The organism is Micromonospora sp. 4G55 (assembly GCF_016803375.1).
This window is the reverse complement of sequence record NZ_JAEVHN010000358.1, coordinates 1-6,313: the sequence shown is the minus strand read 5'-3', so window position 1 is coordinate 6,313 and position 6,313 is coordinate 1. Positions and strand designations below refer to the sequence as shown.

The window sequence follows — 6,313 nt, the reverse complement described above, 5'->3', positions numbered from 1 at the left end:
GGGCCGACGGGGTGGCGGAACCGGTGGCGGTGCGCGGCGGAGTCACCGTGCGACGGTACCCGCCGACGGCGACACCGGGCGCGCCACCCGGCCGCGTGGGATACCCGATCGTGACCGGTTGTTTCCGCGCAGCGACCGTTGGGCGGAATCGGTTAGGGTGCGACTCATGCCGAGCGACGTGGTCCGTGTGATCTACCGCAAGTACGACGGCAGCGCCCACCGCGACTACCCGGCCCGCCGGCTCACCGAGGACGACCTGGGGGTCTGGCTGGGTGTGCCGGCCGGCACCGAGTCGGTCTACCACGGCCGGCCCTCAGTGGAGCAGATCCCCTTCGTGCTCCTGGTGCCGCACCACGCCTGGTGGACGGGCATGTTCAACCCGCCGCCGCGGACCAGCGAGGTCTACTGCGACATCACCACCCCGGCCCGTTGGGAGGGCGACGACACCGTGCACCTGTTCGACCTGGACCTGGACGTGGTGCGCCGGCGCGCCACCGGGGCGGTCGAGCTGCGTGACGAGGACGAGTTCGCCGAGCACCGGGAGCGGTTCGGCTACCCCGACGATCTGGTGGCCGAGGCGGAGGCGGCGTCGCGCTGGCTGCTCGGCGCGCTGGGCGACGGCACCGAGCCGTTCGCCACGTCCTACCGGAAGTGGCTGGCGCTGGTGCTCTGAGCCGGCTCACCGGCGCCGCGGTCAGCCGTCCCCGGCGCCGATCTCCGCCACCCGGGTCAGCTTGTCCGGGTTGAGCTGGTTGAAGATGCCGGTGATCCGCCCGCCGTCCACGGCGAACGCGGTGACCAGCCGCTGCGTCCGCCCGTCGGGTCGGGTGGTCTCGATCTGCAACCCGAGCGCCCCGTCCACCAGCACGGGCCGGGTGCGTACCCGGTGGCCGAAGCGGCCGGCCTGGCTGAAGAGACCGAGGGTGAACCGGGCGACCTTGTCGGCCCCGGCGATCGGGTTGCGGGCGGCCGCGGCGTGCCCGCCGCCGTCGCCGATCAGCACCACGTCCGGCGCCAGCACCCGCATCAGCCCCGCCAGGTCGCCGGACTCGGTCGCGGCCACGAAGGCGGACACCACCCGCCGCTGCTCGGCCAGGTCGGCGCTGTGCCGGGGCGCGTCGGAGGCGTTGACCGCGCGGCGGGCCCGGGAGGCGAGCTGCCGGGCCGCCTCCGGGCTGGTGCCGAGCGCCTCGGCGATCTGCCCGAACGGCACGGCGAAGACGTCGTGCAGCACGAAGGCCACCCGCTGCTCGGGGGTGAGCCGTTCCAGCACCACCAGCAGGGCGGTGCCGAGCTGGTCGCGGCGGACGGCCCGCTCGGCCGGGTCGGGGGCGAAGCCGTCCGGCTCCGGGGCCGCGCCGAGCGGGGTCACCTGCGGCTCGGGCAGCCACTGCCCCGGGTACGTCTCCCGGCGTACCCGGGCGGAGCGGAGCAGGTCGAGGCAGATCCGGGCGCAGGTGGTGGTGAGCCAGCCGCCCAGGTGCCGCACCTCGGCGCGGGCGGCCGGGTCGCCGAGGGCAGTGGCGTAGCGCAGCCAGGTCTCCTGCACGGCGTCCTCGGCCTCGCTCCGGCTGCCCAGCATCCGGTACGCCACCGCCATCAGCCGCCCGCGCTCGGCCTCGAACTCGCTCACCGCGTCCACCGTCACAGTCGCCTCCCCACCCGACGGCATTCTCCCCGCCCACCGGACGCCCCACCGCCCCAAAACGTGACACCCACTCCCGCGAGCCCCGTCCACCTTTGGGCGGGAGAGGTGGGTGGTGCTCGGGAGGCGGCGGAGGGCGAGGTGGGCGATGATCGCGGGATGAGCGCAGTCGATGGATCGGACATCGTGGCACCCGAGGGTGGAGAGCTGCGGGACCTGCTCCGGGTCTCACCGGGGGCGGTCGACCCGCGTACGGTCGATTCCCGCTCGACCCCGGGGTTGCCGGCGGCGGCCGGCGGGGGCCGGGCCCGCAAGGCCTGGGCCCGCGAGCAGGTCGAACTCCTTGGCGCGGAGCTGGGCGAACAGCAGGAGATGCTCTTCGCCACCGCCAAGGCCGCCGGTGAGCCGGACGCGCCCGCGTCGGCGCCCACCACGGGCGGCGCCGAGCTGGCCCCGGACCGGCCGGGCCGGGTGCTGCTGGTGCTCCAGGCGATGGACTGCGGCGGCAAGGACGGCGCGGTCAAGCGGGTCGCGGGCGCGATGAACCCGCTGGGCCTGCACATCCGCTCGTTCGGTCCGCCCACCGAGGAGGAGCTGCGCCACGACTTCCTCTGGCGGATCCGGCGGGCGCTGCCCCCGCCCGGGTACGTGGGCGTGTTCAACCGCTCACACTACGAGGACGTGCTGGTGGCCCGGGTGGCGGAGCTGGTCCCGGAGGCCACCTGGCGGGCCCGGTACGACGAGATCAACGCCTTCGAGCACGAGCTGGTCGACGCCGGGGTGACCCTGGTCAAGGTGATGCTGCACATCTCCCGCGAGGAGCAGGGCGAGCGGCTGCTGGAGCGGCTGACCGACCCGCGCAAGCACTGGAAGTACAACCCGTCGGACCTCGATTCCCGGGCCCGCTGGGACGACTACCAGGCCGCGTACGCCGAGGCGCTCCAGCGGTGCGGCACGGAGGCCGCGCCCTGGTTCGTGGTGCCGGCGGACCGCAAGTGGTACCGGGACTGGGCGGTGGCCCACCTGCTGCGGGAGACGTTCGCCGCTCTGCATCTGGGGTATCCGGCTGCCGGTTTCGACGTGGAGCGGGAGCGCGAGCGGTTGCGGGCCGACGATGAAGGGGTGAAGGTGAACGGCGGGTGAACGAGCGGTGAATCGGGCCTGACCAGGGGTGGGCCGGGGAATGCCCGGTTTCCCTGTGTCCTTAGCATGCCCAGAGCAGACGCCCCGGCGGCGTCGGCCACCCTTCCACCGACACGACGAGGTCCGTGCTGTGAAGTTTTCCTTCCGTCCCACCGAGGGCGCCTTCTACGAGCTCTTCACCAGGGCCGCGCAGAACCTGGTGAAGGGCACCGAGCTGCTGAACGAGCTGGCCCTGCCCGGGGTCGAGGTGCAGTCGGTGAGCGAGCGGCTGACCGAGGTCGAGCACGACAGCGACCAGATCACCCACGAGCTCTACAAGAAGATCAACTCCACCTTCATCACCCCCTTCGACCGGGAGGACATCTACCGGCTGGGCTCGTTGCTCGACGACGTGATGGACCACCTGGAGGCGGTGGGCAACCTGCTCTACCTGTACGGCCTGACCAAGCTCCCCTCGCTGCCTCGTGAGATGCACGAGATGGTGACTGTGCTCGACCAGCAGGCCAAGCTGACCGCCGAGGCGATGCCCCGGCTGAAGTCGATGAAGGACCTCGAGGACTACTGGATCGAGTGCAACCGGCTCGAGAACAACGGCGACCAGGTGTACCGGATGCTGCTGGTCCGGCTCTTCTCCGGCGAGTACGACGCGCTCACCGTGCTGAAGATGAAGGAGGTCGCCGACGAGCTGGAGGCCGCCTGCGACGCCTTCGAGCACGTGGCCAACACCGTCGAGACCATCGCGGTCAAGGAGTCCTGATCCTGTGACTCCCGAACTCATCGCCGTGCTGGCGGTGATCGCGGTGGCCCTGGCGTTCGACTACACCAACGGCTTCCACGACGCCGCCAACGCGATCGCGACCAGCGTCTCCACCCGGGCGCTGACACCCCGGATCGCCCTGGGGCTCGCCGCGGTCGGCAACTTCGTGGGCGCGCACTTCGGTGCCGGAGTGGCCAAGACCGTCGGTGACGGCCTGGTCACCCTGCCCACCGGCGTGGCCAGCCTGGGGGTGGTCTTCGCCGGGGTGCTCGGCGCCATCGCGTGGAACCTGATCACCTGGTACTTCGGCCTGCCGTCGTCCTCCTCGCACGCCCTCTTCGGCGGCCTGGTCGGGGCGACCCTGCTCGCCACCGGCGGTGTGGTGCAGTGGGCGAACATCGGTCAGAAGGTCATCCTTCCGATGATCCTGTCGCCGATCGTCGGCCTCACCCTCGGGTACCTGCTGATGCTGGCCATCCTCTGGCTGTTCCGGAAGGGGCAGCCGGGCAAGCTCAACCGGGGCTTCCGCTGGGCGCAGACCGCCTCGGCGGCGGCCATGTCGGTCGGCCACGGCATGCAGGACGCCGCCAAGACCATGGGCATCGTGGTGCTGGCGCTCTACACCGGCGGTTTCCAGGAGAGCAAAACGCACATTCCGGGCTGGGTGTTCTGGACCTCGGCGACCATGCTGGCGCTGGGCACCTACGCGGGCGGCTGGCGGATCATCCGCACCCTCGGCCGCAAGATCATCGACCTGGGTCCGCCGGAGGGCTTCGCCGCCGAGACGGTGGCCAGCGCGGTGCTCTACTTCAACGCCCTGGTGCTGAAGGCCCCGATCTCCACCACCCACACGATCACCTCGGCGATCATGGGTGTGGGTGCCACCAAGCGGCTCTCCGCGGTGCGCTGGAACGTCGCGGGCAACATCGTGCTCGCCTGGATCATCACGTTCCCGGCGGCCGCGTTGATCGCCTGCCTGACCTACCTGGTGGTCCGGCCGCTGTTCTGATCCCGGCCGTACCGCCCGTCGAGGGGCTCCCCGCCACCGGCAGGGGGCCCCTCACGCGTAGTGCACGCCGATCCGCTCCCGAATGCCGTCCAGCAGCCCCATCACCTCACATGTGGCGGAGTGCGGCACCAGCGGGCTCTCGGTCAGCCCCGCCGCCAGGCAGCGCTGCACCTCGGCGGCCTCGTGCTGGTAGCCGCCGCCGGTGAGGTCGGCGGGGATGATCTCCGGCTCGGCGCCGGCCCGGTGCAGCACCGCCGACCCCGGCCGGTAGAACGGCTCGGGCAGGTCGATCCGGCCGGTCGTGCCGGTGATCGAGGCGCTGATCGCGGTCGCGCCGACCATGCCGCAGCCGAGCGTGGCGACCGCGCCCGAGTCGTACCCGAGGACGATGCCGGTGTTCTCGTCCACGCCCTCCGGGCCGAGCTTCGCCCAGGCGTGCACGTGCTGCGGCACGCCGAGCAGCAGGTGGGCCAGGCTCACCGGGTAGACGCCGAGGTCGAGCAGGGCGCCGCCGCCGAGGGTGCGGGCCCGCATCCGGTGCTCGGGCGGGAACGGCCCGGCCGCGCCGAAGTCGGCCCGGACGCTGGTCACCGCGCCGATCGCCCCGTCGGCGATCAGGTCGACCACCCGCAGGATGAGCGGGTTCGTCCGCATCCACATGGCCTCCATCAGGAAGACCCCACGGGCGCGGGCGGACTCGATCAGCTCGGTGCTGCTCGGCAGGTCGAGGGTGAACGGCTTCTCCACCAGCACCGCCCGGCCGGCGTCCAGGCAGACCCGGGTCGCCTCGTGGTGGGCGGCGTGCGGGGTGGCCACGTAGATCACGTCGAGGTCCGGGTCGGCGGCCAACTCGGCCCACGACGCGTACGCCCGGGGGACGCCGTGCCGGGCGGCGAACCGCTCGGCGCTCTCGGCGGTCCGCGACCCGACCGCGACCAGTTCGGCCCCCGGCACCAGGCGCAGGTCCTCGGCGAAGCGGCCGGCGATGTACCCGGTGGCCAGGATTCCCCAACGTGTCATGCCGGCAGGCTAACGAAGATCGCCGACCGGCCGGTCGGGCGATCCACCGGTCGGGAACTAGGCTCGCGGGATGACGATCGACAGTGACGGCTTCGCCGCCCCGGCCGCCCTGGTCGAGCACGCCCGCCGGTTCCGCGCCGAGGGCGGGACCCCGGCGGTGCCGCGGGTCGCGGCCACCGTGCTGCTGCTGCGCCCGGCCGGCGACGACTTCGAGGTGTACGTCATCCGCCGGGTCGCCGCGATGGCCTTCGGCGGGATGTACGCCTTCCCCGGCGGCGGGGTGGACCGCTCCGACTCCCAGGCGCACCTGGACTGGGCCGGCCCGGAGCCGGCGGAGTGGGCCGGCCGGCTGGGGGGTGGCCCCGGCGGCCGCCCAGGCGGTGGTCTGCGCCGCCGCGCGGGAGGTCTTCGAGGAGGCCGGCGTGCTGCTGGCGGCCCGGACGCCGCGACCGTGGTCGGCGACGTCAGTGGCGACGAGTGGGAGGCCGCCCGGCAGGACCTGGAGGCCCGCCGGGTGGGCTTCGCCGACCTGCTGGCCGGGCGGCGGCTGACCCTCCGGTCGGACCTGCTGCTGCCGTGGAGCCGGTGGATCACCCCGGAGTTCGAGCCGCGCCGCTTCGACACGTACTTCTTCGTGGCGCTGCTGCCCGAGGGGCAGCGGACCCGGGACGTCTCCGGCGAGGCCGACCACACCATGTGGATCCGCCCGGCGGACGCCCTGGCCCGGGCCGAGGCCGGC

General features: G+C 72.9%; 6 protein-coding genes and 1 pseudogene. 5 read left to right on the top strand and 2 right to left on the bottom strand.

Annotation, left to right across the window (positions count from 1 at the left end; all coding sequences use genetic code 11):
• Positions 1-166: 166 nt before the first annotated feature.
• Positions 167-673 (top strand): DUF402 domain-containing protein, encoded by a 507-nt coding sequence (locus JNW89_RS24160; protein ID WP_238450621.1) that lies wholly within the window; start codon positions 167-169, stop codon positions 671-673.
• A 21-nt stretch (positions 674-694) separates the two neighbouring features.
• Here the strand turns inward: JNW89_RS24160 and sigJ are convergent, their stop codons facing one another.
• Positions 695-1,672, bottom strand: a complete 978-nt coding sequence (gene sigJ / locus JNW89_RS24155) for an RNA polymerase sigma factor SigJ (protein ID WP_238450620.1) — start codon at positions 1,670-1,672, stop codon at positions 695-697.
• A gap of 132 nt (positions 1,673-1,804) precedes the next feature.
• Between sigJ and JNW89_RS24150 the strand changes: the two genes are divergently transcribed.
• The 3 genes from JNW89_RS24150 (at position 1,805) to JNW89_RS24140 (ending at position 4,554) form a co-directional block, all read left to right on the top strand.
• Positions 1,805-2,788, top strand: coding sequence for a PPK2 family polyphosphate kinase (locus JNW89_RS24150; protein ID WP_238450619.1), 984 nt, complete (start codon positions 1,805-1,807; stop codon positions 2,786-2,788).
• A 130-nt stretch (positions 2,789-2,918) separates the two neighbouring features.
• Positions 2,919-3,545, top strand: coding sequence for a DUF47 family protein (locus JNW89_RS24145; RefSeq protein WP_238450618.1), 627 nt, complete (start codon positions 2,919-2,921; stop codon positions 3,543-3,545).
• Between the two features lie 4 nt (positions 3,546-3,549).
• Positions 3,550-4,554, top strand: a complete 1,005-nt coding sequence (locus JNW89_RS24140) for an inorganic phosphate transporter (protein WP_238450617.1) — start codon at positions 3,550-3,552, stop codon at positions 4,552-4,554.
• Positions 4,555-4,605: 51 nt separating this feature from the next.
• Here JNW89_RS24140 and JNW89_RS24135 read toward each other — a convergent pair whose 3' ends face one another.
• A complete protein-coding gene (locus JNW89_RS24135; RefSeq protein ID WP_238450616.1) occupies positions 4,606-5,574 on the bottom strand; it encodes a Gfo/Idh/MocA family protein in 969 nt (322 codons plus the stop codon).
• Positions 5,575-5,644: 70 nt separating this feature from the next.
• On the opposite strand from JNW89_RS24135, the pseudogene JNW89_RS24130 reads away from it, so the two are divergent.
• Positions 5,645-6,313, top strand: a pseudogene (locus JNW89_RS24130) (NUDIX hydrolase); the annotation flags it as partial.

Excerpts from the sequence above, each read along its gene's own strand:
- JNW89_RS24160 (WP_238450621.1), top strand. The coding sequence starts at position 167 with ATGCCGAGCGACGTGGTCCGTGTGATCTACCGCAAGTACGACGGCAGC.
- sigJ (WP_238450620.1), bottom strand. The coding sequence starts at position 1,672 with ATGCCGTCGGGTGGGGAGGCGACTGTGACGGTGGACGCGGTGAGCGAG.
- JNW89_RS24150 (WP_238450619.1), top strand. The coding sequence starts at position 1,805 with ATGAGCGCAGTCGATGGATCGGACATCGTGGCACCCGAGGGTGGAGAG.
- JNW89_RS24135 (WP_238450616.1), bottom strand. The coding sequence starts at position 5,574 with ATGACACGTTGGGGAATCCTGGCCACCGGGTACATCGCCGGCCGCTTC.